General features: G+C 41.6%; 27 protein-coding genes. 11 read left to right on the plus strand and 16 right to left on the minus strand.

The genetic code is table 11. The annotated features are described in order from the left end of the window. The first annotated feature begins 1,210 nt into the window (after positions 1-1,210). Positions 1,211-3,319 carry a cache domain-containing protein gene (locus HRU23_00205; protein ID NRA52551.1) on the plus strand — a complete coding sequence of 703 codons (2,109 nt, stop codon included), beginning with the start codon at positions 1,211-1,213 and terminating at the stop codon, positions 3,317-3,319. A gap of 56 nt (positions 3,320-3,375) precedes the next feature. Here the strand turns inward: HRU23_00205 and HRU23_00210 are convergent, their stop codons facing one another. From HRU23_00210 to asnB, 5 genes are all read right to left on the minus strand, one after another. Further along, entirely contained in the window at positions 3,376-3,987 is a 612-nt protein-coding gene (locus tag HRU23_00210) for a LysE family translocator (GenBank protein ID NRA52552.1), read from the minus strand. Between the two features lie 188 nt (positions 3,988-4,175). Beyond that, positions 4,176-4,514, minus strand: coding sequence for an isochorismate lyase (locus HRU23_00215; GenBank protein NRA52553.1), 339 nt, complete (start codon positions 4,512-4,514; stop codon positions 4,176-4,178). 235 nt (positions 4,515-4,749) lie between these two features. Further along, complete coding sequence (locus HRU23_00220) at positions 4,750-5,148, minus strand: DUF1311 domain-containing protein (protein NRA52554.1); 399 nt, start codon at positions 5,146-5,148, stop codon at positions 4,750-4,752. 95 nt (positions 5,149-5,243) lie between these two features. After that, a complete protein-coding gene (locus tag HRU23_00225) occupies positions 5,244-5,696 on the minus strand; it encodes a GNAT family N-acetyltransferase (protein NRA52555.1) in 453 nt (150 codons plus the stop codon). A gap of 274 nt (positions 5,697-5,970) precedes the next feature. Continuing rightward, entirely contained in the window at positions 5,971-7,635 is a 1,665-nt protein-coding gene (gene asnB / locus HRU23_00230; GenBank protein NRA52556.1) for an asparagine synthase B, read from the minus strand. A gap of 278 nt (positions 7,636-7,913) precedes the next feature. Between asnB and HRU23_00235 the strand changes: the two genes are divergently transcribed. After that, positions 7,914-8,225 carry a hypothetical protein gene (locus tag HRU23_00235; GenBank protein NRA52557.1) on the plus strand — a complete coding sequence of 104 codons (312 nt, stop codon included), beginning with the start codon at positions 7,914-7,916 and terminating at the stop codon, positions 8,223-8,225. A 104-nt stretch (positions 8,226-8,329) separates the two neighbouring features. On the opposite strand, the gene purN is transcribed toward HRU23_00235, so the two are convergent. Together purN and purM are read right to left on the minus strand one after the other, a co-directional pair. Further along, a complete protein-coding gene (purN, locus tag HRU23_00240) occupies positions 8,330-8,983 on the minus strand; it encodes a phosphoribosylglycinamide formyltransferase (GenBank protein NRA52558.1) in 654 nt (217 codons plus the stop codon). Between the two features lie 3 nt (positions 8,984-8,986). Then, a complete protein-coding gene (gene purM, locus HRU23_00245; GenBank protein ID NRA52559.1) occupies positions 8,987-10,024 on the minus strand; it encodes a phosphoribosylformylglycinamidine cyclo-ligase in 1,038 nt (345 codons plus the stop codon). 252 nt (positions 10,025-10,276) lie between these two features. Between purM and HRU23_00250 the strand changes: the two genes are divergently transcribed. Beyond that, entirely contained in the window at positions 10,277-11,338 is a 1,062-nt protein-coding gene (locus HRU23_00250) for a DUF2066 domain-containing protein (protein ID NRA52560.1), read from the plus strand. A gap of 139 nt (positions 11,339-11,477) precedes the next feature. Then, complete coding sequence (hda, locus tag HRU23_00255) at positions 11,478-12,176, plus strand: DnaA inactivator Hda (protein NRA52561.1); 699 nt, start codon at positions 11,478-11,480, stop codon at positions 12,174-12,176. Positions 12,177-12,459: 283 nt separating this feature from the next. Here hda and HRU23_00260 read toward each other — a convergent pair whose 3' ends face one another. Further along, positions 12,460-12,891, minus strand: a complete 432-nt coding sequence (locus HRU23_00260; protein ID NRA52562.1) for an Lrp/AsnC family transcriptional regulator — start codon at positions 12,889-12,891, stop codon at positions 12,460-12,462. A 198-nt stretch (positions 12,892-13,089) separates the two neighbouring features. Between HRU23_00260 and yjeH the strand changes: the two genes are divergently transcribed. Further along, positions 13,090-14,361: an L-methionine/branched-chain amino acid transporter gene (yjeH, locus tag HRU23_00265; protein NRA52563.1), complete on the plus strand. Its 1,272-nt coding sequence runs from the start codon at positions 13,090-13,092 to the stop codon at positions 14,359-14,361. 205 nt (positions 14,362-14,566) lie between these two features. On the opposite strand, the gene HRU23_00270 is transcribed toward yjeH, so the two are convergent. From HRU23_00270 to HRU23_00285, 4 genes are all read right to left on the minus strand, one after another. Then, a complete protein-coding gene (locus HRU23_00270) occupies positions 14,567-15,103 on the minus strand; it encodes a hypothetical protein (GenBank protein ID NRA52564.1) in 537 nt (178 codons plus the stop codon). Next, a complete protein-coding gene (locus HRU23_00275; protein NRA52565.1) occupies positions 15,087-15,788 on the minus strand; it encodes a hypothetical protein in 702 nt (233 codons plus the stop codon). The genes HRU23_00270 and HRU23_00275 overlap by 17 nt, the downstream gene beginning before the upstream one ends. Further along, a complete protein-coding gene (locus HRU23_00280; GenBank protein ID NRA52566.1) occupies positions 15,789-16,550 on the minus strand; it encodes a hypothetical protein in 762 nt (253 codons plus the stop codon). 235 nt (positions 16,551-16,785) lie between these two features. Continuing rightward, the gene (locus tag HRU23_00285) at positions 16,786-17,214 is read right to left on the minus strand and encodes an Lrp/AsnC family transcriptional regulator (GenBank protein NRA52567.1); all 429 of its coding nucleotides are present in this window, start codon (positions 17,212-17,214) and stop codon (positions 16,786-16,788) included. Between the two features lie 181 nt (positions 17,215-17,395). Here HRU23_00285 and HRU23_00290 point away from each other — a divergent pair, with 181 nt between their 5' ends. From HRU23_00290 to HRU23_00300, 3 genes are all read left to right on the plus strand, one after another. Then, complete coding sequence (locus tag HRU23_00290) at positions 17,396-18,601, plus strand: aspartate aminotransferase family protein (GenBank protein ID NRA52568.1); 1,206 nt, start codon at positions 17,396-17,398, stop codon at positions 18,599-18,601. Positions 18,602-18,684: 83 nt separating this feature from the next. Continuing rightward, positions 18,685-19,719 (plus strand): arginine N-succinyltransferase, encoded by a 1,035-nt coding sequence (astA, locus tag HRU23_00295; protein ID NRA52569.1) that lies wholly within the window; start codon positions 18,685-18,687, stop codon positions 19,717-19,719. A gap of 117 nt (positions 19,720-19,836) precedes the next feature. Then, on the plus strand, positions 19,837-20,655 hold the full coding sequence (locus HRU23_00300; GenBank protein ID NRA52570.1) for a DUF1338 domain-containing protein: 819 nt from the start codon (positions 19,837-19,839) through the stop codon (positions 20,653-20,655). Between the two features lie 220 nt (positions 20,656-20,875). Here the strand turns inward: HRU23_00300 and HRU23_00305 are convergent, their stop codons facing one another. Genes HRU23_00305 through HRU23_00315 form a run of 3 tightly spaced genes read right to left on the minus strand, consistent with a single transcriptional unit; the run spans position 20,876 to position 23,153 of the window. Continuing rightward, entirely contained in the window at positions 20,876-21,301 is a 426-nt protein-coding gene (locus tag HRU23_00305) for a DUF2069 domain-containing protein (protein ID NRA52571.1), read from the minus strand. Continuing rightward, entirely contained in the window at positions 21,302-21,652 is a 351-nt protein-coding gene (gene arsC / locus HRU23_00310; GenBank protein NRA52572.1) for an arsenate reductase (glutaredoxin), read from the minus strand. A gap of 37 nt (positions 21,653-21,689) precedes the next feature. Continuing rightward, positions 21,690-23,153 carry a M48 family metallopeptidase gene (locus tag HRU23_00315; GenBank protein ID NRA52573.1) on the minus strand — a complete coding sequence of 488 codons (1,464 nt, stop codon included), beginning with the start codon at positions 23,151-23,153 and terminating at the stop codon, positions 21,690-21,692. Between the two features lie 151 nt (positions 23,154-23,304). Here HRU23_00315 and HRU23_00320 point away from each other — a divergent pair, with 151 nt between their 5' ends. Then, a complete protein-coding gene (locus tag HRU23_00320; protein NRA52574.1) occupies positions 23,305-23,478 on the plus strand; it encodes a sulfurtransferase TusA family protein in 174 nt (57 codons plus the stop codon). A gap of 16 nt (positions 23,479-23,494) precedes the next feature. Beyond that, a complete protein-coding gene (locus HRU23_00325; GenBank protein NRA52575.1) occupies positions 23,495-24,574 on the plus strand; it encodes an AI-2E family transporter in 1,080 nt (359 codons plus the stop codon). A gap of 53 nt (positions 24,575-24,627) precedes the next feature. Here the strand turns inward: HRU23_00325 and HRU23_00330 are convergent, their stop codons facing one another. Beyond that, positions 24,628-26,409: a M61 family metallopeptidase gene (locus HRU23_00330; protein NRA52576.1), complete on the minus strand. Its 1,782-nt coding sequence runs from the start codon at positions 26,407-26,409 to the stop codon at positions 24,628-24,630. Positions 26,410-26,533: 124 nt separating this feature from the next. Between HRU23_00330 and HRU23_00335 the strand changes: the two genes are divergently transcribed. Further along, positions 26,534-26,884: an HIT domain-containing protein gene (locus HRU23_00335; protein NRA52577.1), complete on the plus strand. Its 351-nt coding sequence runs from the start codon at positions 26,534-26,536 to the stop codon at positions 26,882-26,884. The last annotated feature ends 3 nt before the right edge of the window (positions 26,885-26,887 follow it).

Below are 26,887 nucleotides of genomic sequence, written 5' to 3' on the forward strand. Positions count from 1 at the left end.
CTATGTGAGCAGCAAGTCGGTGTAAATCCATCACTACATCGGCGGACTTCCTCATGCCGCTGGCATGAAGTTTCTATCTACGTTCGAGGCTAGGGGGCAGCATTGATGCTGCTCAAGCTTGCTTTATCAAACATCAAACATCAAACATCAACATCAATACCTACACCAAGACCGACACTTTCAATCAATTGTGAAGCCCGCTGCATTTAAGGTCAACATAGCCCATACCATTGCAATTACATCGTTGCTCGCTTTATTGGCTCGCAGCGATTTTTCGTTTAGGGGCTTTGGATGCGCCGTCCAAGATCAGCTAACATTCAATGGCTAATGAGACTGTAGTACTAAATTTTAAGTATTAAATATAAAACTAGCTGCCTATTTACCTGCGCGAAAACCTTGTGCGGTTTAAGGGTTGTTAGTCATTTATAAATACAGCATGCAACGCACTTCAAACCGTCATTAATCTGCTTCAGGCTGTATGTTTTGGCTACTGGTTGACCGAAATGTTGTTATTGTTACCGCTGGTAACGTTTAAAATATGGTAATGAACCAACGCATTATAGAACGACAAATATTGTAGTGAACTGCAGTAGTGAACAGCAGTATTGTATTGAAAAAGCGAACATAGATTATAAAGCAGCAACCTTACTCGCCAGTGGAAAACAAATAATGCCCACATCAGTATTAGTCGTTAATCTTTAGCAGTAACTGCCTCGCTACTGGCCCTGTTCGTGCCTATTATCTAGCTTTAGTCGCTAACATTGGGTTATTAGTAATAGGCCAATAGTTAGCTGCCATTGTAGCAAGCGCTTTGTTGTCGTTTATTTAACATGTGTACAGCCAGTTCGCTCCGTTAAGGTGACTAATACAGGAGTATGAAACCTTGTTTTTTTCAACATTACTTTTGGTCATGTTAGGGTTTAAAATAAAATAATGAGATTTATAAATTACAAATAATTGGGTCGTTACTCTATTTGGAGCTGCTAATTTTTCCTGTGTCCAGACAACTAAGGTTCAAGTTTATTACTTATTGATATTGCGTTGGTTAAGATAGACTTATCGTGAGTGTTAGATTAAAAGCTCACTTGATTTAATGATTAAACCTTATTAAAGTATATATAAGTCATGCTTTAGCATTATATCTGATTGTCATTTCGACCGCCTTATTCAGATAATCAAAGTTCAAAATTCAGCCTTCAGGGAGATAGCTGTGTTGTCGAAAAAATTCAAGAATTTAAGTATTAGCCGAAAACTGTGGTTATTAACCAGTGTAGCTGTGTCCGGCTGTTTATTAGTCGCGGCTTTTAGTTTATATAATCTTAATTACGAATTGCTTAATGACCGAAAAATGGCAGTAAAAAATGTGGTTGAGTCGACTCATAGCTTAATTGAACATTTTACTAAAATGGAAAAATCAGGTCAGTTAACACGTCAACAGGCGCAATTTCAGGCTAAGCAAGCGATTAAAGAAATTCGTTATGACGGTGGTAATTACCTATGGATTAACGATTATCAGCCAACCATGATTATGCATCCGATCAAGCCTGCGCTGAACGGGCAACCGTTATCAGCAATAAAAGACCCCAACGGCAAAGCGCTATTTAACGCGATGGTGAGTATTGTTAATGAGCAAGGCGAGGGGTTTGTTGATTATGTTTGGTCACGTCCAGACCAAGAAACTCCGGTAGATAAGGTCTCTTTTGTCAAAGGGTTAAACCAATGGCAATGGATAATAGGCAGTGGTGTTTACTTAGATGACGTTCGCTCAGCATTCATGATTGAAGCATCAAAACTGTTGATTATTATTGTTTTTATTGTCGGCGTATTAATTGGTGTCTCGTCATTCTTAGTCAGAACAATTACCCGACCACTGAGTATTGTGCAGCAAGTGATGCAGAAAATTGAAATAGACGGCGATTTTTCAATCCGCGCGCAAATTGATCAATCCGATGAAGTTGGCCAGATGGCTCATTCGCTTAATAGCATGCTTGAAGTACAGCAACGTTCAATTGAATCAGTCACATCGGTGATGGAATCAGTCGCCAGCGGCAACTTAAATCAGCGGATTGAGATTGATCTAAAAGGAGACCTTAATCGTTTAAAAGACCGAGTAAACAATACCATTGAGCAGGTTTCTAATATTTTAAATGGTCTTTCAAATGTCTTGCGAGGGATATCACATGGTGATTTTACTCGGCAGGTTCAAACTGACTCAAAAGGAATTTACCAAGAGATTGCGCTGGCCGCCAACACTGGTATGGGAGCGGTGTGCACTTCATTAGAGCAAGTTAAAATCGCGATGGAACAAATGAATCAAGGTAACTTCTCTATTCGAATAGCGACCCCAATGGAAGGTGATTTTAATACACTAAAAATTCAAGTTAATCACTCATTATCGGCCTTAGAGCAAGCATTCGATGAAATATTAAAAGTGAGTCAATCAATGGCCGCAAATGATGTCAGCCAAAGGATCACGGGTGATTATCACGGCCAGTTAGCACAGTTTGCTATAGCGATGAATAGCTCGTTAGAGCAATTAAGTTCAATGATTGTCGCGGTTCAAAAGTCAGCCGTTGATGTCACTGCAACCACGGTAAAATTAACCTCAACCAGTGAAAACTTAGCGGTTCAAGCACGGCAACAATCGAGCAAGCTAGGCGTGACGAATCAAAGCATGGGGGCCATCTATAAATCGGTTAATAAAACTTCACATGAAGTGTCTCAGGCACATGCCGTGGTATCTAAGGTGGAAAAGCAGCTTGAAAGTGGCATTGAGGTTATTAGTAAGACGGTGATGGCGATTGATGAACTTAAAAAAGCCAGTCTCAAGGTGAGCAGTATCGTTGAAATGATTGACGGCATCGCATTTCAAACGAATTTGTTAGCACTTAATGCTGCTGTCGAAGCTGCAAGAGCGGGAGAGCACGGTTTAGGCTTTGCCGTGGTCGCTAATGAAGTTAAGGGTCTTTCAATGCGTTCGGCTGCGGCTTCAAAAGATATTCAACGCTTAATTCAAGATTCGTTAGAGCAAACAAGTGACTGTATTTCATTGGTTCATCAATCGGCCAATGCCTTAAAGGACGTAAGTGCTGGTATGGACCAAGTAACTGACATTGTCAGTAACATTTCGCAAGCAAGCAAGGAGCAAGTTGTGACCATTAAAGTGATTAATGACAATATCTCGCAGTTGGAAAATGATACGACCAAAAGCAGTGCCATGGCAGAACAAAGTTTCGAAGCGGCCTCCGAAATTGCAGCACAATCTGATGGACTAAGCACCTTGGTTAAGCGTTTCGTTATTGGCGAAACTGTTAGTTAAAATGTGCCGCGAGCTATAGTCAATTAAGCTTACAATCTTTGTGAGCAATTGGCTGACTATTTGCTCGATGCGGCCAAGCCGACACCGAAACACATAAAAATACTGCCGCTTATTTGATTAAGGACTTTTCTTGCTTTTGGCTGCAATAACTTATTTCTAGCGAAACTTGCTACCAATGCATAAGCACTATGAATGATAAGTACTAAACAACAAAATGTTAAAGATAACGTAATAAATTGACTGGTATAACTTGCTTGGGGCTCAATAAATTGCGGAAATAAAGACATGAAAAATAAGATTGCTTTGGGGTTTGAAATAGTAATAGAAAGCCCCTCGGTATAACATTTTATATTCGACTTATGGTGCAATTCGATGTGAGTACTTAATGGCGTTTGAGTTCGCCACATTTTTATCCCAAGATAGATTAAATAGGCTGCTCCAATTAATTTTACTGCGGTAAAGGCAACGGCGGAAGCTGTCAGAATAACCCCGATGCTCGTTGCACAAAGGACGGAAACCGCAAAGACGCCACTAGCGATGCCCAGCATGCCAGAAAAGGTATTAGCAGCACTTCGTTGGATTGCATTATTTAGAGTCAGGATCACGCCAGGGCCAGGGCTGGCAACGGTAAGCGCGGCGACGACCACATACATTAAATAACTTTCCACAGTCTAACCCTCTTTTGAGATTAAGATTCGTTCAATAAACCAGCTAAAAGCAGGAACATTAGCATGGTTTTATTGGCTTAAATACCTTTTAGAATTGTAAGTGACGAGAAAACTGAATAACAATAAATTACACCATACCGTAAATGTAGCGTGTTGGGCGGGTAACTAAGATTAACCGAATTTGCTCTTTACGTTTGATTATCTTGTTTTAAATCGGAAGACTCTGATTGCCATTTAGAAATTTCTTCATTGATAAAATGGTTGACCAAATCACGATACATTTTTTCGATAGCATCGGGACTTAATCCCTGTGATGATGCCCAAATTCGCCGTTGCTCCAACATAGCCTTAAAACGTTCTGGCGCACGAACCGATGTTTGGGAGGTTTTAAACTTTGATGCCGCTTTTACATACTCGAAACGCTTACCCAAAATAGTGATAATATCTCGATCCATTTTATCGATTTCAGTTCGAATGTCTGTCATACCCGAACAATTTTCAGGCTCAATATTATTTTGATATTTCATGGTACTGCGGTTCCTTGAGTAAAGGCATTTTCAATATGAGAGCCTTTGTTCTTAGCACTATAACTATCGGGTGGACTTAGTAGGTCACTGTTAGTATATGTATTGGTTAACAAGGTTGTATATGGACATTAGGTCTAATCTGATCCTAAAAATACGGGCTTTAGCTGAGCTTGGGCTAGATGCTAGGTTTATTGTTTATTGTCGGCGATAATTCTAAGGCACAGCAATTAGATAATCAGCCCGAAAAAACACGCTCTAAATATGTAATTCTCTGATTAATCATATCAAGAACACAATTTTCTGTGTGAACACCGGACCAGCCACCTGCGGCGCCAGTGCTGTTGCCTTTAAATTCACAGTACGTCTCGGTGTATTTCAACCAAGCACGTTGAGACTTGCTAAAGCTATGTTGCAAATTTCTATTTAGAAATTGATCTTCATGTTTAATTCGCACAATAGCGGCTTGGTAGGCGTTATGTAGTTCTGTATCCGCCAATTCAAGCTTGTTATTGACGCAGATCCCTTGGTGCATAGCACTAGGGCCTAAACAAGGATCTTGTTGCTGCAATGCTAAAACAGTCATAGGCTGTAGCAACACAGTGAGGTATAGGGTAAGTATAATTAGGTTGTTCATTGGGTCACCAACATAGCATTAATCGTGAAAATTTAGCTCAATAAAGTTCTAGGCTTAATAACTAATGTAATAATGTACGGGTTAGCAGCTATTAGCTAGTTGGCCGTAGCTGGTGACAGTGCCATTTTGTTCGCCACAACAACAGCCTTATTATATGTTGTCTTAAACTCTGAGATAATCTCGAAGCCATGTTTTTTATACAAACGTATCGCTGGATAATTTGACGCTGCGACATACAGTGATGCGGTGTCTGTGATGTTGAAAAGCATAAACTCTAATAGTTTGATGCCAATACCTTGGCCGCGAGCTTTAGGGTGGACAAATAGCGCTCTTATTTCGCTGCCGTGATAAGCGCAGAATGCGATGACTTCCTGATCACCATAAACGTAAATTTCGGACTCACAGATTTGAGCTAAACGTCGCTGATCTTTTTCTAATGGTAATAGTACAAACTTAGCCGTTTCATATTTCAATTCATCTAATTTAGAGTTTGAATAAACATTCAAAAGTCCAGGGTAATCCCTTGTTGAATATTTTCTAATGCTCATTGATTACACCTAACAGCTAGCAATATATTATCTTAATTTCATCAATGATATTGTCAAATACTAATGTTATCAACTGTTTGGTATGTTTTTCTTTGTTGTTTTATTAAAGCCGAATTATCGAGAACAAGGATAAGCTTGTAAGGGAGTTTGTTAAATAACAAAGTATTCTAAAATAACAAAATTTGCTCAAAAAAAATCCCTCAAACAATAACATTGTGTGGGGGATTTTTAGCTAGTTAACTTAACTAATAATAAGTGTGAACTATAGACTGGTTTAGCTGTAGCTGTCGTTATGCACGGCAGCGATTGCACGGCCTGATGGTTCGTTCATGTTTTGGAAGCTAGGATCCCATGCTAAAGCTTCTGGCGTAGAACAGGCAACTGATTTTCCGCCTGGTACACACTTAGCTGCAACATCTAATGGGAAGTGCGATTCAAAAATGGTTCTGAACAAGTAACCTTCTTTGCTTTCAGGGGTGTTATGCGGGAACTTAAAGCGCGCATTGTCTAACTGGCTATCAGTGACTTGGCTGGCAGCATATTCTTTTAGCTGGTCAATCCAAGAGTAACCTACGCCGTCAGAAAACTGTTCTTTTTGACGCCATACGATGCTTTCAGGCAGCATGTCTTCGAAAGCTTCACGCAGAATGTTTTTCTCGATGCGGCCATCTTTGATCATCTTGTCATCAGGGTTTAGTCTCATCGCTGTGTCGATAAACTCTTTGTCTAAGAATGGTACACGGGCTTCAACACCCCAAGCGGCCATAGCTTTGTTCGCACGAGCACAATCGAACATATGAAGCTTGTCTAACTTACGTACGGTTTCTTCGTGGAAGTCACGAGCACTAGGTGCTTTATGGAAGTATAAGTAGCCACCCAATAATTCATCGGCGCCTTCACCTGACAACACCATTTTTATGCCCATTGCTTTAATCTTTCTGGCCATAAGGTACATTGGCGTTGAAGCACGAATAGTGGTGACATCGTAAGTTTCAAGATGATAGATAACGTCTTTTAACGCATCAAGGCCTTCTTGAATGGTGAAAAGTACTGGGTGATGTACGGTTCCAAGATGGTCGGCTACTTTCTGAGCCGCGATTAAGTCTGGAGAACCTTCAAGGCCAACTGAAAATGAATGTAGTTGAGGCCACCATGCTTGGCTTTGATCGCCATCTTCAACACGACGTTCAGCATACTGTTTAGTGATAGCAGAAATTACTGAGCTGTCTAAGCCACCAGACAATAATACACCGTAAGGCACATCAGTCATTAGTTGGCGTTTTACTGAGCTTTCTAGTGCAGCACGTAACTCTTCTTTTGAACTGCTGTTGTCTTTAACAGCATCAAAGTCGCGCCACTCGCGTTGGTAATACTTAACCATTTTTCCTTCTTTGCTATCAAAGAAGTGACCAGGAGGGAATTCTTCAATCGTTTTACAAACTGGAACCAGTGCTTTCATTTCTGAAGCAACATAAAAGTTACCATGCTCATCACGGCCAGTGTACATTGGGATAATGCCCATGTGATCACGACCTAGCAAGTAACGATCTTGCGTTTCATCATATAAAACAAAAGCAAACATGCCGTTAAGCTTGTCTAAAAACTCAACGCCGTCACGTTGGTATAGGGCAAGAATGATTTCACAATCAGATTTTGTCTGGAATGGGTAGTCTGGCATTTCTGCGCCAAGCTCTTTGTGGTTATATATTTCGCCGTTGACTGCAAGAATGTTAGTTTTTTGTACGTTATATAGTGGTTGAGCGCCGGTGTTAACGTCGACAATTGACAAACGTTCATGGGCTAAAATCGCTTTTTCACCAGCGTATATGCCTGACCAATCTGGGCCACGATGGCGCATAAGTTTTGACATTTCTAATGCGACAGCGCGTAGCTTTGTAACGTCAGACTTAATATCTAAAATTGAAAAAATTGAACACATGAATTTTATCTCTCCACTATAACTCATCGCCTTGATCGAAATGAGTTTAAAAAATGTTAATCACTCTTGGCTTAAGAGTGTATAAATAGAAGCTTATTGCTCGCTATTTGGCGGTATAGCCTAAATGACGATACCAGCCGTCGATTTAATGTATTAGTTAATTAAAATCAGTAAACTGATGTAATTAACTATTTGACAACATTTATAGCGAATGCATTAGTGTTTGTCAATTTAAAGTTGGCATTTACTTGTTATTCTTCACTTGAGGTGGGTTTTTGATGGATAAAAGCTTGGTAAATGGTTTGTTTTGGTTGTTAATCATTACATTTTTCAGTTTTAAGGTGTATGGAGACGAAGTGCGGGTGGTGCGAGCAAATCAAGCCGAGCAGGCTTGTTATGAGCTAAGTCAGGAGTATTTACTGGAAATTGGGCTTAGCTTAAGTCGTTGGCGGGTTGAAACGGTGCATCATAGCAGAGGTTTTTCGGTCGAAGGTTTATGGCATTCTAGTAATGGTCGCTATTGGGTCGAGTGCAATATCGGCTTTGACTCTAAGGTTGAGCACATTGAATTGACTATTAGTAAAGAATAGCTGATTAAAATCCGCGATTGTGACGTTACTATCACCACATAAAAAAGGCAATTCGATGTCGAATTGCCTTTTTATATCGTATTAGCGAAGAAAAATTTCGCTATCTAGTCGCTAGCATAACCTTGAGCTGGTAGTGGCTTGTCGTCTAAATAGGCGACAAAATCATTACCTTGCTGCTGCATAGACAAACGGTCAGTACAAAACCACTGCGCGACCAACGGGAAAATCCGGTGTTCGTGCTGGTGGACACGTTGCGCTAAATCGTCAGCATTATCTTCTGGAAATACCGGTACTTTAGCTTGAAGCACTACTGGGCCGCCATCGAGCTCTTCGGTGACAAAGTGCACGCTGACGCCATGTTCGGTATCGCCGGCATCAATTGCTCGTTGGTGAGTATTAAGACCTTGATACTTCGGTAATAATGACGGGTGAACGTTAAGCATTTTACCTTGGTAGTGTTGAACCAACTCAGGGGTTAAAATCCGCATAAAACCAGCCAAAATAATAAGATCTGGCTTGAACTGGTCGATAACGGCCATTAGTGCCTGATCATACTCATTTCTACTGACAAATGCTTTATGGTCTAGCACTTCGCAAGGAATATTTGCCTTGGCGGCACGCTCGATCCCATAAACAGCTGCTTTGTTTGATATCACAGCAACGACTTCACCGTTGATGTGCTTGTCATTACAGTTATCGATAATGGCTTGTAGATTGCTGCCGTTACCTGAAATGAGTACTACGATTCGTTTAGTCATGACTTATACGATCTCAACTTGCTCTTCGTCACCGTTACGCTGAGCGATGTTACCGATGTGCCAAGCATTTTCACCCAATTCGTTCAATTGAGTTAACGCGCTAGCTAAATCTGATTGTGGCACAACCATGATGATGCCGACACCACAGTTAAAGGTGCGGTACATTTCGTAAGTATCGATATTACCTTGTTCTTGTAACCAGTTGAAGATACTTGGCCATTGCCAGCTTTTACCGTCGATAACAGCTTTGCTATTGTCAGGTAAAACGCGAGGAATGTTCTCCCAAAAACCACCACCAGTAATGTGCGACAAAGCGTGCACGTCATGCTTGGCAATTACATCTAAGCAATTTTTGACATAAATTCGGGTAGGCTCCATTAGATGATCAGCAATAGATTTTCCTTCCAGTAATAGATCCGTTGATTGACCGCTTACTTCCAACACTTTGCGGATTAACGAGAAACCATTTGAGTGAGGACCAGAAGAGGCTAATGCGATTAAGGCATCGCCGTCAGCGACTTTACTACCATCAATAATGTCTGCTTTTTCAACAACGCCGACACAAAAGCCAGCCATGTCATAGTCATCGCCGTGATACATGCCAGGCATTTCAGCTGTTTCACCACCGATTAGGGCACAACCTGCTAATTCACAGCCTTTACCAATGCCAGTAACGACTTGGGTTGCCACTTCAACATCAAGCTTTGCTGTTGCAAAATAATCGAGAAAAAATAGCGGCTCACCACCTTGAACGATTAAATCGTTTACGCACATTGCAACTAAATCGATCCCAACATCTTGGTGACGTTTTAGATCAATAGCTAAACGAAGTTTAGTACCTACACCGTCTGTGCCCGATACCAATACTGGTTCTTTATATTTAGTGGGTAATTGACATAACGCGCCAAAGCCTCCCAAATTACCCATAACTTCTGGGCGGTGAGTACGTTTGACTACGCTTTTTATATTCTCGACTAGGGCATTACCCGCATCAATGTCTACACCAGCGTCTTTATAACTAAGAGATTTAGAATTACTCACGTGAACCTTCTACCTGATTGGCTGTAAATTTTGCGCGTATTTTAGCGTATTGTTGCGCCAGAAAACATCGAAAAGTGAGATTTATTTCACTATTTTTGTTGGTTCATGGTGAAAAAGCTTGATCTGGCGCACGGTTGAGGCCGAGTTCCTTAGTTTGGCAACCAAGGCGGTGCAGAAATTTAAATCAAAAAAATGTAATGCTAAACAGTTGTGATACAATTTATTCATCCTTATTAAATAAAGCCTAATTACGTGAAACCATTCTTTATATTAGCTCTTTTCACCTTGCAACTTATCTGGTCGGTTGCTGCTGCACAGACAGTTCAAGGGCTCTATAGTGCAAATTTACCCGTTTCAAGCCAAAGTGCCAGCGTGCGCAATAAGATGTTATCGAGGTTATTGGGTCGGGTATTAATAAAAGTATCGGGCCAGACTAATGTGTTAAACAATGCCACTATCAAGCAAGGGCTGGCAGATGCTTTGGCTTATACTGCTGAATTTAATTTTAGTGAGGCAGGTGGTTTACGTTTAAGCGCCAGATTTAATGAACAATTAGTGGATGATTTGTTAAAATCGGCAGCGGTGCCAATTTGGGGCAATACCCGACCAACAGTCGCGATTTGGGTCGCCTATGAAACCGCCAATAACAAACGGCAAGTAGTAACAGAGCAAATGAGTAATAGCTACGCAAGTGTGCTAACCCGCCAAGCTCGAGGACGTGGGCTGCCCGTTATCTTACCGTTGTGGGATCTTGACGACCGATTAAAAGTAGGCATGACTGATGTGTGGGGACTTTTCTCTGATAAAATTGGTCTTGCTAGTCAACGTTACCGTGCTGATTTTGTTATTATTGCAAAAGTTTCGCGCCAGGCTGGTGCGACGATTAAATGGGTTGTTCACCGAGTTCCAACCAGCAGTAACGCTTTTAATTCACAATTCTCCAAAGTTATTAGCAGTGGCCGTGGTCAGTATCCGAGCACTAAGCAGGCGTTAATGGCGCTGGTTGAGCAAAGCAGTAATTTCTTTGGTCATCAATACAGCGTGAATACGGAAGCAAAAACCAGTAGCTTTTCTTTTAATGTCTCAGCGATTGATTCTATCGAAATCTATGCAGCGGTGACGAATTATTTACTGTCACTTAAAGCCGTCGATTCATTGCAAGTATCGCAAGTAAACAACCAAATCTTTACATTTAACCTCAATATCTTTGGTCGTTCAGACTCGTTAATTGATGTAATTAGTTTGGATAAAAAATTGTTGAACAATCCTCCGTTGTTAGGTCAAACCGAGCGAATGTTCCACTGGGCATTGTAAAATATCAAGCTAAGCCAGTTTATTGGCATAAATTAGGCTGTTATTTACTCTAACAGCGAGCTTGTAAAGGCATTTAGTTGCGTGTCTATTCTTGCCAATGTTATTATTGGCGTGTTTTGAAATAGTATAGAGAAAAAGCTTGTCTAATCCTCGACAATTGTCGTTACCAGTTTATTTGCCTGATGATGAAACTTTTAATAGTTTTTATCCTGGTAACAACGAAGAAATATTAGCATTGCTCGCTGGTTTGTCCCAAGACGACGATAGGTCGTTCGTTTATCTGTGGGGCGCGCCTAAATCAGGTAAAACACACCTATTACATGCCTGTTGTGCCGCAGCGCAAAATCAAAATTTAAGTACTTTTTATATTCCTTTTGAGCTTTACCCGAGCATGAGCGTTGCCATTCTAGAAAATTTGCATCAGGTGTCGCTAATTTGTCTTGATAATATTGAAAAAGTTGCCGGTAATCCGATGTGGGAAGAAGCGCTTTTTGATCTTTATAATCGCGTGCGTGAAACGGGCGGTAAATTGATAGTTAGCGCCGACAACGCGCCAGGTCAAAGCAATTTTAATTTACCGGATTTAGCATCACGCTTAAGTTGGGGTTTGAGTTATCATGTTAACTCGATGTCTGATGAAGACAAACTAACCGCTATGCAGCGCCGTGCAGAGTCGCGGGGACTGATGATGACCGATGATGTCGCACGGTTTCTGTTTAATCGCCTTAATCGTGATTTGCGGACCTTGTTCGACACCCTCGATCGTTTGGACAAAGCCTCATTACAGGCTCAGCGTAAGTTAACTATTCCATTTATTAAAGAAACATTGAAGTTTTAATCACTTAATGCATTAGCGATAGCAGAACTAAGCCTTACTAACTTGAATACCGGATAAGTGAATTATTCCCAATAACACTTTTTTTAGCACCTATCAGCGTTGTTTTTACTCCCAATAGCCCGCTATTGATTCGTGAAAACGCCTTGCCTGCATGGATGCCGGTACTTAATTTCTGTTTGGTGCAGAGAACTTGTGATTTCCACTAAAATTTCATCCCTGGGTGTTAACTATGTTTGTATTCGTTTATTTTCATGGCGTTGCAAAACTTTCACCCAGAACTCGGTTAACTAAGACTATTATTAATCCATTCACTGAGCACAACATGGGTTTTTACTTTAGTAATGTCGGGTTCCATATCTAATTGTTCGCGGATCTTGTGGATCCGTTGCATTGAGTCGGCTTTTACCAACACCAGTAAATCCATATCGCCAGTAATGCTACTACAGCTAACTACTTCGGGGATTGCGCGGAAAATTTCTACGATTTCGATACAATGCCGACGCCGATGCTGGATCTCGAAATATATCGAGATTGCCGATTTTTCTGATTCACTGAGCAATACTTGATACCCTCGAATAACCCCTGTTTTTTCTAATTTATTGATCCGCTCAGATACCGCAGAGCGCGACAGGTTTACCGTCTGTGCGATAGTCGACACGCTGATCCGCGCGTTTTTTCGTAATTGGGCTATGATCGCTTGATTAAATTTATCCACGGTATCCTCTAAAATAGCTACAAATGATAATTGTTGGTCAATAGTCATGATAACAACTCTTGACCGACAATTTACCTGAATAACAGTAGTAAGCCGACAATATGTCGGTTATTTCTGGCTTTTACTTGGTTAATAGCGGCAATTCGATTACTGGTAGAAGGGTATAATAACCAAAATATCAAACAACTAGGAAACGTTATGACTCATAAATCGTCAAAAATTGGCCGCTGGCAAGGTGCCGGTTTAATGGCTACAACGCTATTGGGCACAGGGGTGTTTATTTTACCGCAAATGACTATCGCTATTGCCGGTCAGGGCGCTTTTATCGCGTGGTTACTACTGACGCTTGCCATCATACCTATTACTTTAGTTTTTGGTCGTTTGGCGGCAACATTTCCTCATGCGGCAGGACCGGCGTATTTTGTCGAGCAAGCCTTTGGCCCGATTGCTGGTCGCACGATTGGACTGATATTTTTATTGGTGGTGCCGCTGGGTGCATCGGCCGCAATTTTGCTGACATTCCAGTTTGTTGAGCCGCTAGTAACACTGAGTCCGTTGGCTAAACTAGCCTGTGAACTAGCGGTATTAGCAGGTTTGTTTGTGGTTAACTATCGTGGCATTAAGACATCGGCGACGCTGCAATTTGTCTTAACGCTGACCATAGTCGCGGTTATTATGCTGCTGTTCGGCGCTAGCGGTATTCAACCTGAGTTAGTCAATTCAGATCCGTTAGTACAGGCTGCAGATCCCGCCAAATTTAGCTTAATCATGTCAGCTGCCAGCATCGCCTTTTGGAGTTTTCTCGGGGTTGAAGCGATGACTCATTTAGCCAGTGACTTTCGGAAACCCAAACAAGATTTACTGCCCGCGATGATGATTGGTACTTTATTGGTGGGTTTAGTTTATTTGGCGTGTACTTGGTTGCTGTTGGCGATACCCAGTGTTACTGAGTTGGCAATGATCGGGGTTTTTGATCGTTTGCTTGGTGGTTATGGCGCACAGGTCATCGGTATATTGGGTATTGCAGCTGGTCTTGGCGCTGTTAACGTCTATGCCGCCAGTGTATCGCGGTTAGTTTGGAGTTTTAGCAATGACGGGGTCTTACCACGGTATTTTTCTAACCTCAATCAACATGACGAACCGGCAAGGGCATTAGGCACAGTGTTGCTGGCAATGGCGATTATTCTGTCAGTAACTTATCTCAGCGGACAAGATATTGAAGTACTGATTGCTTGGTGCAACGGCGTTTTTGTGGTGATTTATTTAGCCACGATGTTGGCGGCGTGTAAGTTACTTAGTCATAAAAATCGACCTTTGATCATTTGTGGCAGTGTATTTTGTGTCGCATTGATCTGGAGCTTGGGCGAACGGATGGGTTATGTATTGCTGCTTATTTCAGTGGTGATGCCGCTATTATGGTGGCAACTTAACCGCCAACGAGCAGCGATTAATTGTAACAACTCGTTGTAAAGCCATCGGTACTTCGGCGGACGTCCTGATGCCTACGTTCACTACTTAAGCCGAGTATTTAGGCAATAGCGCCTCGGTAATTGCTGCTGGATTGCTCAAGATATGCTTACATCGATGTAAGAACATCTTGAGCAAGCTTACTTTATCCAACACCAACACCAACACCAACACCAACACCAACACCAACACTATCAATGGTTAAAAGTTAGGTATTGCAGTAACAACCTTGTGTCTCACTTAGGATCAGTTTTGCACTAAGCCCGATTTTATAATTGTTTAAAGCCGTTTCAATAAAACCATTGGATTGAGAGCATGCCAGCCCTTGGGAATACGGGCCGAAATATAAAAGCTGGCCTAGCTTGTCAACCAATAAAACAGCGGGGGTGGATGGGATTATCGTATTTAAATCTGTCGGATCGAGCTGCACATTGACAATATTAAAGCCTTGAGACATTGCAGATGTATTGATTGCTTTTTTATGCGCTTCACCAAACTGAGTACAATGACAATTGGGCGCAGTGAAGTGAATGACAGTATTCGATAATTTCTCATTGTCTAAACCCGCTAAACGCTTAATTTCGGAAATAAATAAATCACTTTCGATCCCTTTTAACATTTGGTCTGGGTCAAAGGAAACTAACCGTAACCGGATAAAATACACCGCGGCTAACACGACTAGCATTAACCAGCCCCCCAATACAAGGTAATGAAACGGCATTGCGCCTTTAGACGAAGCTGGCAATACTTTGCTCCATCGAGGTTGACGCTGCTTTAATATTTTCGGTTTCTTGAGACAAAATCTGAGCTTTATGAATATCTTCTAGTACCGTTTGTCTTAATTTCTCTGAACTGTGAGCGATGCCAGTGGTTGTAACGTCTTGCTGCTCCATCGCAGTCGCCACACTCATCGCAATATCATTTGATTTGGCAACCAGCTCAGTGGCTTGATTAATTTGATCGTTGGCAGCATCGGCAACTTTAATAATATCTTCAACAATGTTACTGCAGTTATCCATCGAATCGGTTGAGTTTTTAGAATAGGTGATCAGCATTTTCAGTGTCACACCAATTTTGTCAGTACTCTCCTTAGTCCGGTTTGCTAAAGTTCTCACCTCATCAGCGACGACCGCAAATCCACGTCCTTGTTCTCCAGCTCTCGCTGCTTCAATGGCTGCATTTAAAGCAAGTAAATTGGTTTGGTCAGCGATGCTGGTTATTTCTGATAGTACGGTGTTAATCACCGCACTAGAGTTGGATAACTCATTGATATCATAACTTGTTTTTCGTAATGCCTGAGTTAGCTCAATGTTTTTAACATTAATGCTTTTAACCTGCTCTGCGGTTTCGAGCGTGATTTTATTGGCATTGCTCATGTGCGTTGTAAGCTGGACTGTGTCTCTTGCTATCGATGTAATCGTAGCGGCCATTTATTCAGCTGACGTCGCAATAACATCTGTTTCTTGTTGTTTTAAATCAGACGAGTGTTCAAGATCTTGATTAGCGTTGATTAAATTAACCGTGTTAGTCGATAAATGGCTGGTTTGTTTTTTGACATCGCTGACTACATTGTCAAGCAGTGAGAGCAGGTTATTAAAATTATTAAGTACTTTGTTCTCATTCGCTTCGACTCTAAGGGTTAAGTCGATTGCATTAACGTTAGAGGTTAATTCTTCAGTTATTTGCGCTAATTGCCGGCCAACGCTGTCATCAGCGATTATCTTGGCAATATAGCCAGCAATAACCGCCTCAATTACCGCATATACTGCATGTATAATAACGGTAGAAAAAGCTAAACGGCCGTCATCGAAAATTGCGACATTGAACCCATTGCTTTGCATAAAATAAAAAGATAGGTGGTGCACGGCAATTAAGCCGACGGCAGAAATAAAAACGGTCCAATCATTAAAAACGATTAAAACAGCCATTAAAATAAATAGTTCAAAGTGTATTTCAATTAAACCGTTCATTTGATGGATATGTAAGCAGGCAAAAACGATAACGGCTAAAGCAGTTGTGTGTTTGGCGATCACGCTGTTGGGTACCGACTTAAGCATAAAAATGGCAACGCCAAGCGTTGGTAACCCAACAACAAATGCTTCAACAAAGGTATTATAAACGGTAGCTAACGCTAATGTTTCAGCAAAAAGCGCGAGTAAGATATAAACAAATAATTGATTCGTTTTATGCATGAAATTCATCCTTGAAATATCAACAGTTAAAAACTAATTGTGTGAGAGCCTGAGTTGACTCTACGAATTTTAAAATTTAATCATACTCTCAACGCTAAATCCACGAAATAAACTTTCTAAATTGAGTTGTTTAGGAATGTTTACTAAATCGTCAAATACTAGGCACCGTTGGGGCTGTTTAATAATGATACTTTTTTTGCTACTAAATTAGTCACTTAAGTAACTTATCTTATTTTTAGCGTTTAAATTTAGTTTCAAGAATAACCGACGAGTTGGTTCGTTCAACGGCGTCTAAATTACCGATATCATCAAGAGTATGGCTAAGTTGATCCAAAGATTGTGCTTGCACAATCGCGATTAAATCATACTCGCCACTAATCGCGTAAAGCTCGATTATTTGGCTAATTTTTTTGAGTTCTAGGTTCGTCTTCGAGGTTAATTTCTGTTTCACCTTAATAGAAACATGGGCTGACACTAAATCCTTAATATACTCACTGCCGTATTGAACGGCATAGCCATTGATAACACCTGAGTTTTCAAGTTTGCTAATGCGGTTTTGTACCGTCGAACGCGATAAATTTAACGCTCGTGCAAGGTCTGACACACTTGTTCTGGCATTTTGACGCAGTATACAAAGTAACCTTTCGTCTTGCTCACTTATCATTTTGTTAACTACCTTGGGTAAAATGTAAAATATTATCGGTAAATTTACCAAAAACACACTGCTATTTGAATTAAAACTTACACATAATGACACAATTATAGGATTTGACGATGTTAGCATCAGCTGACATCGGATCAATTACCCAAGTAACCACATCATTAAGAATGTGTAGGAGCGCCCGATGCAAGTAACAAGAGAATTATTTAATCAAGTGATGGTACCTAATTATGCACCATCAGCAGTGATCCCCGTTAAAGGGCAAGGTTCTCGGGTGTGGGATCAAACCGGTCAAGAGTTTATTGATTTTGCCGGTGGCATTGCGGTGAACTGTCTGGGTCACTGTCACCCAACGCTGGTTAGCGCATTGAAAGAGCAAAGTGAAAAAATTTGGCATCTCTCAAATGTGATGACTAATGAACCCGCATTGCGTTTGGCAAAAAAATTAGTTGATGCAACCTTTGCCGACAAAGTCTATTTTGCCAACTCTGGCGCAGAATCGAATGAAGCGGCGTTAAAATTAGCCCGTCGAGTTGCGTTAGACAAATTTGGGCCGCAAAAAGATCAAATTATTGCCTTTAACAAAGCTTTTCATGGCCGCACCTTCTTTACCGTGACCGTTGGTGGCCAAGCGGCTTATTCAGATGGCTTTGGGCCAAAACCCGGCGCGATTGATCACGTTGATTATAATGATCTTGAAGCCTTTGCTGCCTTAATCTCTGATAAGACCTGTGCTGTGATGATCGAACCGCTGCAAGGCGAGGGCGGCATTATCTCGCCGACCAATGATTTTATGGTGGGTGTTCGAGCTTTATGTGATAAACATAACGCGTTATTAATCTTTGATGAAGTACAAACCGGTGTTGGCCGTACTGGCGATTTATATGCCTACCAAGGGCTTAAAGTAGTCCCTGATATTTTAACGACTGCCAAAGCACTCGGCGGTGGTTTTCCGATTGCGGCGATGTTAACAACGACGTCAATAGCAACGCACTTAAAACCAGGTACTCATGGCTCAACTTATGGCGGTAATCCACTGGCTTGTGCTGTCGCTGAAGCCGTTTTTGACACGGTTAATACCACTGAAGTTTTGGCGGGCGTTAAAGCACGTGAAAAAATGTTTCGTGACCACTTAACCGCTATTAACGAAAAATATCATGTTTTTAGTGAAGTTCGCGGCCAGGGTTTATTACTTGGAGCCGTGTTAAATAAAGAATATGCAGGGCGCGCACGTGACTTTTTGATGGCGTCAAGCAACCGTGGTTTACTCAATTTGGTTGCCGGGATGGATGTTATGCGTTTCACGCCGTCATTAGTTATTCCAGTTGCCGATATCGACGAAGGTTTTGCTCGCTTTGAGCAAGCGGTAGCCGATGTTGTTGCTGGTTAATATTTAGCACTAAACCAGCTGCACTATTTGGCTGTATAAGCAGCCAAATTTAATTTTAATGCCCTAAGAAGTACCCAGATATTATGCAAATTATTCGCCCAATTAAAGCCACTGATTTTGACGCCTTAAAACAAATTGCGATTGAATCAGGTCATGGTTTTACCTCGTTGCCTGTTAATGATCAGTTGTTGGCTGATAAAATTAAACGCTCACAATCTAGTGTCGGTAAAGCCGTGTTAGCACCAGCCGATGAAGGTTATTTGTTCGTGTTAGAAGACACTGAAACTGGCGCCATTATCGGTACCACCGCGATTGAAGCGGCTGTTGGTTTAAGTGTGCCAATTTATCATTACCATAAAGGTAAGTCAGTTCATCATTCGCAAGCGCTCGATGTTTACAATACGGTTGAATTTTTAACCATGTGCAATGAATATACTGGCGCGAGTGAGATTTGCACCTTGTTTTTACGCCAAGATTATCGCCATGGGTTTGCCGGTAAGCTATTGTCACGAATTCGGTTTTTGTTTATGGCCGAGCATCCTGAGCGATTTTCTGACAGGGTTATTGCTGAAATGCGTGGGGTGTCAGATGACGAAGGCCATTCTCCTTTTTGGGAATGGTTGCAAGAACACTTTTTCAGTATTGATTTTCCAACAGCCGATCATCTTATTGGCATAGGTGACAAAGTATTTATTTCTGAATTAATGCCTAAACATCCTATTTACACCAACCTGCTGAGTACTCAAGCGCAGGCAGTGATTGGCAAGGTTCATAAAAAAACCCAGCCCGCGTTAAATATGTTAGAAAAAGAAGGCTTTGAATTTAGAGGCTACGTCGATTTGTTTGATGCCGGGCCAACGGTTGAGTCACGACTCGATAAAATCAACAGTGTCCGAGACAGCCATCGTTGCCCGGTTACCATTGTTGATAATGAACACCTTAATAGCGATGGCACTGTGTATGCTGTCTGTAACCAAGCGATTGCAGGGTTTAAAGCGACAGCCACCGCTGCACTATTTCATGATAAAGACAACAGCCGTGTTTTACTGAGCGCTGAAGTTGCATCGGCCCTTAACGTTGTTAGTGGCGATCAAGTGAGATTTATCAACTTATCTTAACGCCAATTACAGGTCCAGCTTTACTAGTTGAGCGGATTGGCGATTAATTATATCTCTTTAATTTACCTATTTCGGCTGGTACATTAGCGCCGAATATTTTAATAACTGGAAAAAACCATGCATAACAATGTCGATGTCCTTTTTAACAATTTATGGAAAAATTACCTAGCAGTAACGCCATCTGCTCAGAAAGTACATGAGCTATTAGGTTCAACTCAGGCTGACGACTTAATTAATGATCATATTGCATTGCGAACCTTTAATATTGAAAAGGTCGGCTTAGAAAAACTGGCAGCACACTTTTTAGCGGTGGGTTATCGTGAATGTGGCGATTATGAGTTTGTTGAGAAAAAGCTGCGAGCTAAGCATTATGAGCATAGCGATCCAACCAAGCCAAAGGTCTTTATCTCGGAATTACTGGTTGAACTCTTTTCGCCCGAGCTGCAACAAGTGATTTATGACTTAGTTGATCAAGTAGAAGAATCGGCGGTATTAAGCGATGACTTTTTATATTCGGGTAAACATTGGTCTATCGATTATCCAACGTATCAAAAGTTGTTGGCTGAGAGTGAATATGCCGCGTGGACCGCAGCTTGGGGATATTGTGCTAATCACTTTACCGTCAGCATTAATTATCTAACTAATTTTAATTCGATAGCCGTGGTAAATAACACGTTAAAAGAGGCTGGATTCGCGCTTAATGGTACCGGTGGTGAGATTAAAGGATCAAGCGCGGTATTGTTAGAGCAATCGTCAACGCTGGCTGACAATGTTGAGGTTGAGTTTAGCGATGGCGTTATGTCAATTCCTAGCTGCTTTTATGAATTTGCATTACGTTACAACAAAGCAAACGGTGAAATATTTACCGGTTTTGTTGCTGCGTCTGCCGATAAGATTTTTGAAAGCACTAACTCAAGAACGCAGGCTGTTGCTTAGCAACTAGTTTAGTCAACTGCTAACGCGAACGTTAGCAGTTGGATCTCACTGCAAGCGCATTAATCTAGACATTGGCACGTATTACGTAAACACGCCGTGAAAACATCCATGTTGGCTCAATTTTTCGTCCATGAAAATTATCCACACGCCCCAATATCTTTTCAGTTATATCTATTTATTTAAAACGTGCTTGCCGTGAGTTGTATCTTTAAGCCGAGCATTATTTTTCGGGATTAGTTTTAGATTCAGATTCAGAGTCTGACTCAGTGTCAGTTTTCTTTTTACGAATGCTCAAACCAAGCTCTTGGCCACGATATTTAGCAAAATACATACAGCCAATTGACATCATCGATGCCAAAATCAATTCAATAACCACCCACAGACGTTCGTCTGGGCGATCCCAAATGAGTGTCAGCCCATGCAGTAAATAAAACAGCACAATGAAATTTGCCCAAGCAAAGGTATATGGGTTGCGTTTGATCATGCCGTGTAACGGTAACAGCAGAGGGCCAACGGTTAACAATAACACGGTCCATTTACCCATCACCGATGGCACAATAACGATATGCCACAGTGGTAAAAACATCAGCAGGCCAAAATAGCCAAAGAGCGCCAGGTTCATGAACAATTTAGTTTTAGCTTGCATCTACAATATTTCCAATACTTGCTCTGGCGGACGGCCAATGGCGGCTTTGCCGTTTGCTAACACGATTGGACGCTCGATTAATTTTGGCGTTGTGCTCATCGCCAAAATAAGCTCACTGGTGCTTAAGTTTTCATTGTCTAAGCCGAGCGCTTTATATTCAGCTTCTTTAGTGCGCATCAGCTGACGTGGTGTCAGGTTCAACAAAGATAAAATCTGCTCAAGTTGTTGCACGCTTGGCGGTTGCTTTAAATATTCGACAATGGTTATTTGTGCGTTATTTTCTTGCAATAGCTGCAATGTTTGCCGACTTTTTGAGCACCTTGGGTTGTGAAAGATGGTTATTTGGGTCATTAGCTGTCTCTACGATTAGTTTAGGGCGAATTCTTGCCTAAATCTTTAATTTTTTCAAGTCATCTCTTGCTTGGCGTAGCTGAACTATCCGCGCTTGCAGGCGTGCTTTGGTAATTGAATCTTGTGGTTTGACTAAATTGTAGCCTGAATATAGATGTTTTAATGCCTGCTCAAAGTTACCGTATAGCGCAGCTATTTCGGCCATTGCGGTATAACGGCCGATGGCATTGTGAGCCGCGATATGTGCATCTTTCAACAGACCCCAAGCGGTAACATTAGCTGGCTGACTAGCCAATAGGTGTTCGAGCTCAGCGACGGCTTGCTGGGGCTGCGATGCTTTAATTAACGCATTGGCTAAATTTAATGCGACCACGGCGTTGTTGGGCATTATTTGGTTATACTGCTTAAGCATTGCAACGGCTTTGTCTGCTTGGCGTTGTGCAATATAGATATCGGTTAAGGCATCGACGTAAAATAGATTATTACGATCGCTTTGTCGTAACGCCTTAATTAATGCTTGAGCTTGTTGTGGCTGTTTTGTATCGAGCATTAATAACGCCTGGCCATAACTTAAGGCAATGGCTTGCACGGGATCGTGCTGATTAAATTTTTTCTCTAATATCGCCTTAATTGCCACTGGGTCTAAATTACTAAAGCGAACGATGACTCGGGCTTTGGCTAGTTGGAAATTTAATTGGCTTGGTATGGTAACTGGTGCATATTCAGCTGCTCTGATCCTGGTGTCGGCTATTCTCGCTTCAGTCACGGGATGAGACATCAGCATTTGCGGTAATTTTTTACCATAACGCGACTGTTGCGCCATCTTTTCAAAAAATGATGGCGCACCTTGGGGATCAAATTGACTGCGTGCAATTAAATCTATGCCAATGCGATCGGCTTCTTGCTCATGGCTGCGGGTATAGTTAATCGCCATCTGCTGACTTAATGCCAATGAGGTATGAAAGCCTGCCATACCCGCCTCTGGAGCCCCCGCCATAACCAGTACGATTGAGCCTAACACTGCCGCGACCGTCGCAGGATTGGTTTGAGCATTCGCTTCGATTGAACGGGCGAGGTGGCGTTGGGTTACGTGGGTAATTTCATGACCAATGACCGAGGCTAATTCACTTTCTGTGTCTGCAAGCTGCAATAGCGAAGTGTGAATACCAACATAGCCGCCAAAAAATGCAAAAGCATTAATTACATTGTTGTCGACCAAGAAAAAGTTAAATTTAGTTTTGACATCATCGGCATTGGCCACCAGTCGATGGCCGAGATCTTGAATATACTCTTCAAGTAAAGGATCGCCAACCACGGGCAGTTGACCGCGTAACCTCATCATATAGGCGTTGCCAATACGTTGTTCTTTTTCTATCGATAAGGTCGCCGCTGCCGCGGAGCCTAAGTCGGGTAATTGATTTGCAGCGCTGCCATAACTCGACTGGCTTATTATCGTTAAGGCCAGTGCTAGTGCGGTGAATTTCTTTTTCAAAGGTAACAAAATAATCTGATCCTAAAGGTTACTGAAAACATCGACAAATTTGAGCTTTAGCCCATAACAATACATAATAAGCGGTTCCAAGCAAAGAAGCAGGTTTAGTTAGTTGATTGTATTAGATTTTAGACATAAATGTTGTCCAGTTCCTTTAGTCATGACTAAACTGCATATAAAACAAGCTCAAATCAATGATATTTTTGAGCTTATATTGTCAGACCCCGGTTCCATTCAGGATGTTCCCTTGTTGATAAAAAAATTAGGCCATAGCATTAGCTTGCTTGAACAAACCAGCGACAATGTTTGTAAATATCAAGTAAAGATAAATTAATTTAAGGAAATGTTAAATGATTGAAATGCTAAGCCTGTGGTACCGCCAACGCTTTTCTGATCCCCATGCTGTTACCCTCGTTGTGATATTGCTTGCGCTAAGTTTGTTACTTTATTTCTTTTCTGGCATTTTAATGCCGCTATTGGTTGCCATTGTTACGGCCTATTTATTGGAATGGCCGGTGGCGGCGTTAGAACGGTTGAAAGTGCCACGAACTCTGGCCTTAATTGGCGTTTTAATGTTGTCGGCTGGGGTAATGATGCTATTGGTTTTCGGTATTTTACCCAACCTTTGGCAGCAAACACTAACCTTTACAGCGGAATTGCCACAAATGCTGAGTCATTCTCAAGCATATTTAATGGCGCTGCCAGATCAATACCCGCAGTACATTAGCGTGACCCAAATAGATCTGTTTACCACCGAGGTTAAAGACTATTTAATTGCCGCTGGCCAAGACATTGTCTCATTGTCGTTTAACTCATTGATTAATCTTGTCGCTTTGATGATATATGTGGTGTTAGTGCCGCTGCTAGTCTTCTTTTTCCTCAAAGATAAAACACTTTTAGTTAATGCGGCGAAACGTTTTATTCCAAACAATCGTCGCTTGGCAACCCAAGTTTGGCAAGAAATGAATGTTCAAATTCTTAACTATATCCGTGGTAAGTTAATCGAAATAGTCATTGTGGGTGGGGTCAGTTACATTGCCTTTAGCTTCTTGGATCTGCGTTATTCAATTTTGCTGTCAGTATTGGTTGGTTTGTCGGTGTTAATTCCTTTTATTGGCGCGGCTATTGTGACGATTCCAGTATTAATTGTCGGCCTATTTCAATGGGGCTTAGAGCCTGAGTTTGGCTATCTAGTGATTTGTTACGGCATTATTCAAGCACTCGATGGTAATTTGTTAGTGCCGTTGTTGTTTAGTGAAGCGGTTAACTTGCACCCAACCTCTATTATCGTCGCTGTGTTGTTATTTGGTGGTTTGTGGGGCTTCTGGGGCGTGTTTTTTGCGATTCCGCTGGCAACTTTAGTTAAAGCTGTACTTAATGCGATGTCTAAATCAGCAGTAGCAACAGAAACAACCGATACGGCTTCTTAAGCCCAGTAAAGTTAGTACTGGGCTTAGCGTTAGTATTAGAACTAAAATTAGAACTAGTACTGTTGCCAACGAACAGTTAAGTCGGGCTTAGTCACCACCAGTTTACTTAACTCTCGTGGTGATTCGACCAAGGTTAGTTCGGTTGTTTGTAGCTGACCTTGGCGGATATAATCGACCGCGAAAGGCTGACCGAGAGTTAAATTGGCGACCACGGTTGCTAAGTTAGTGCTCGATAAAACCAATTTATCAAAAGCGATGAGTTGGTCTTGCGCGTTGATCCCAGCTTGCTCTGCCGGAGAGTCTTGCGCGACAGTCGTCACAATAACGCCAGTGTCAGTTGCTTTAATGCTAATCCCCAGATAAGGGTTGTGATCGCAAGTTGATGGGATTAATGGTGACTGCACTTTTGATGCTTGTGATTCTAGTACAATCCCGACATTTTCTAATAAAGTTTGCAGCGGGATAGCCGTTTTACCCTGGAGTAATTCGAGTAATTCTTGGGTTAAATCTTGCTTAATCAGCGCGCTAGCAATATCAAAAATATCGGTAAGTTTGGTACCGATATTGGGGCGGCCAAAGTCTTGCCATAGCTTTCTCATCACGTCATCTAAACTGTACTGGTACTGACTTCGCTCTCTAATGGTTAAGTCTAACCACAGGGCAATCAATGACCCCTTAGTATAATAACTAACAATGTTATTTTGGGCGTCAGCGCCTTGTTGGTAAAACTTAGTCCACGTATAAAAACTCGACTCAATAACACTTTGTTTGTTTTGACCTTGGCCACGATTAACTCGGCTGATAGTTTTTGACAGTAAGCTCAAATACTTTTCAAACGAAATAATACCACTGCGATAAAGAGAAAGGTCATCATAGTATGAAGTGATGCCTTCATAAGCCCACAACTGCTGGGTATAACATTCTTGATCGAGCGGGTAGGGGATAAACTCCTGCGGTTTAATCCGGCATATATTCCAGGCGTGGAAATATTCATGCGAGGCCAAACTCAAAAAACTTTGGTATGAGTCATTAACTTCGGTCGGGGTGTTTTTGCTGGCAAAATCAAACGTAGAGCATAACAATGCCGTTGAATTTTTGTGTTCCAGACCACCAAAACCATTGGGCAATATATTGGTTAAAAACCAATATTCACTAAAGGGCGGCGTTTGCTCAATATCACGTTCAAACAAGTCAATATGATGTTGGCAAAGTTTGGTTAAGTCGCTCGCAATACGGGGCAGGTCGCCATAGTGGCGGCCACTAAGGATTAAGTGATGACAAATGCCGGCCACTTCAAATTCAATGTGGTCAAAAGGGGCTACTTCAAATGGGCAGTCGATTAACTGGGCATAATCTGCGGCAACGTAGTGACCAAAGTGATATTTAGCAGTGTCATTACCACGAGGTAAACCAGTCGCAACTCGCCATTGATTACTAAACTGTGGTGCTTTAACCTCCAGTAAATGTTCAATATCACTCATTTCTACCACGGCCAAAAAGACACTGCTGCCATTAAAAAAAGCGCGTTGACGATCTAGAAAAGCGGTGCGCACTGAATGATCTAATGCGTATACCTGATAACGAATAATGCAAGCTTTGCCGCCAGTATCAACTTGCCAAGATTGTTTATCAATTGCCGTTATCTCGACTTGTTCTGTGCCCGTCAAGTTGATGATGTTTTTAGCAAAGTCTCTGATCATATAAGAACCGGGCAGCCAACTAGGCAGGCTGAGGGTGAGTTGCTGATGCTGATGACTAGGAATGTGTAACTCAAGGTTGAACAGGTGCTGATCGGCATTAGAAAAGTCGATTGTGTAGCGTAACTGGAGGCTCATGGCTAATCCGTTTAAGGGAGTAATTGACAATAAATAGTATTTTACTGATTTATTTGCCCAGTACTAGCAAACTGCTATGATAGGGCAATATTTAGTAAGAATTTAATAAGTTAGGAATACAGTGATGAGCGAACAAACACTATTTAGTAAAATCGTTGGCAAGGAAATTCCGGCCGATATTTTATATCAAGATGACCTGGTCACGGCTTTTCGTGATATTACCCCTAAAGCGCCTAGCCATATTTTGATCGTCACCAACAAAATCATTCCAACGGTTGATGACGTGGTCGCGGAAGATGAAGCAGCCTTGGGTCGAATGATCACTGTGGCAGCAAAACTAGCGAAAGCCGAGGGCATTAGTGACGACGGTTATCGTTTAATCATTAATTGTAAAGAGTATGGCGGTCAGGAAGTTTACCATATTCATATGCACCTGATTGGCGGTCGTCCTTTGGGCCAAATGGTAGGGAATTAATTG

The sequence above is a fragment of the Gammaproteobacteria bacterium genome (genome assembly GCA_013214945.1).
Taxonomy (GTDB): Bacteria; Pseudomonadota; Gammaproteobacteria; order Enterobacterales; family Psychrobiaceae; genus Psychrobium.

Excerpts from the sequence above, each read along its gene's own strand:
- HRU23_00215 (NRA52553.1), bottom strand. The coding sequence starts at position 4,514 with ATGAAATATCAAAATAATATTGAGCCTGAAAATTGTTCGGGTATGACA.
- HRU23_00220 (NRA52554.1), bottom strand. The coding sequence starts at position 5,148 with ATGAACAACCTAATTATACTTACCCTATACCTCACTGTGTTGCTACAG.
- HRU23_00225 (NRA52555.1), bottom strand. The coding sequence starts at position 5,696 with ATGAGCATTAGAAAATATTCAACAAGGGATTACCCTGGACTTTTGAAT.
- asnB (NRA52556.1), bottom strand. The coding sequence starts at position 7,635 with ATGTGTTCAATTTTTTCAATTTTAGATATTAAGTCTGACGTTACAAAG.
- HRU23_00235 (NRA52557.1), top strand. The coding sequence starts at position 7,914 with ATGGATAAAAGCTTGGTAAATGGTTTGTTTTGGTTGTTAATCATTACA.
- purN (NRA52558.1), bottom strand. The coding sequence starts at position 8,983 with ATGACTAAACGAATCGTAGTACTCATTTCAGGTAACGGCAGCAATCTA.
- yjeH (NRA52563.1), top strand. The coding sequence starts at position 13,090 with ATGACTCATAAATCGTCAAAAATTGGCCGCTGGCAAGGTGCCGGTTTA.
- HRU23_00275 (NRA52565.1), bottom strand. The coding sequence starts at position 15,788 with ATGGCCGCTACGATTACATCGATAGCAAGAGACACAGTCCAGCTTACA.
- HRU23_00280 (NRA52566.1), bottom strand. The coding sequence starts at position 16,550 with ATGCATAAAACGAATCAATTATTTGTTTATATCTTACTCGCGCTTTTT.
- HRU23_00285 (NRA52567.1), bottom strand. The coding sequence starts at position 17,214 with ATGATAAGTGAGCAAGACGAAAGGTTACTTTGTATACTGCGTCAAAAT.
- HRU23_00290 (NRA52568.1), top strand. The coding sequence starts at position 17,396 with ATGCAAGTAACAAGAGAATTATTTAATCAAGTGATGGTACCTAATTAT.
- astA (NRA52569.1), top strand. The coding sequence starts at position 18,685 with ATGCAAATTATTCGCCCAATTAAAGCCACTGATTTTGACGCCTTAAAA.
- HRU23_00300 (NRA52570.1), top strand. The coding sequence starts at position 19,837 with ATGCATAACAATGTCGATGTCCTTTTTAACAATTTATGGAAAAATTAC.
- HRU23_00305 (NRA52571.1), bottom strand. The coding sequence starts at position 21,301 with ATGCAAGCTAAAACTAAATTGTTCATGAACCTGGCGCTCTTTGGCTAT.
- arsC (NRA52572.1), bottom strand. The coding sequence starts at position 21,652 with ATGACCCAAATAACCATCTTTCACAACCCAAGGTGCTCAAAAAGTCGG.
- HRU23_00320 (NRA52574.1), top strand. The coding sequence starts at position 23,305 with ATGACTAAACTGCATATAAAACAAGCTCAAATCAATGATATTTTTGAG.
- HRU23_00325 (NRA52575.1), top strand. The coding sequence starts at position 23,495 with ATGATTGAAATGCTAAGCCTGTGGTACCGCCAACGCTTTTCTGATCCC.
- HRU23_00330 (NRA52576.1), bottom strand. The coding sequence starts at position 26,409 with ATGAGCCTCCAGTTACGCTACACAATCGACTTTTCTAATGCCGATCAG.
- HRU23_00335 (NRA52577.1), top strand. The coding sequence starts at position 26,534 with ATGAGCGAACAAACACTATTTAGTAAAATCGTTGGCAAGGAAATTCCG.